Below are 520 nucleotides of genomic sequence, written 5' to 3'. Positions count from 1 at the left end.
GTTTCGTTATCACAATCATCTGAAACGGTATACGTAACTGTTAATGTACCACCAGCGCCACAAGTGGAAGCAAGGTTTGTAAATGCATAATCTGAAGTTACATCAAATACTGCGTCTGTATCACAGCTATCGGTACCACAAGATTGTAGCGCAAGTATATTTGCCGCATTCCAATCGTTAGCAATCGTTTCATTATCTGTACCATTACATTCTATGGTTTCATCTACAACAGTACAAGCCGTAAGGTCAGGACCAGTAGAATCTTCTAGAGTAAGAGTTGCAGTAAGAACGGTTTCGTTATCACAATCATCAGCAACGGTATACGTGACTGTTAATGTGCCACCAGCGCCACAAGTTGAAGCAAGGTTAGTAAATGCATAATCTGAAGTTACATCAAATACTGCATCTGTATTACAAGCATCGGTACCACAAGATTGTAGTGCAAGTATGTTTGCAGCATTCCAATCGTTAGCAATTGTTTCATTATCCGTACCATTACATTCTATAGTTTCATCTACTA

At 39.2% G+C, this 520-nt stretch carries 1 pseudogene; it reads right to left on the bottom strand.

The features are described 5' to 3' along the window. Positions 1 to 520 (bottom strand): annotated as a pseudogene (locus ACFSSB_RS15400) (hypothetical protein); the annotation flags it as partial.

The organism is Lacinutrix gracilariae, from assembly GCF_042684485.1.
In the GTDB taxonomy this organism is placed as follows: domain Bacteria; phylum Bacteroidota; class Bacteroidia; order Flavobacteriales; family Flavobacteriaceae; genus Oceanihabitans; species Oceanihabitans gracilariae.
This window is presented reverse-complemented; position numbering and strand designations above follow the sequence as displayed.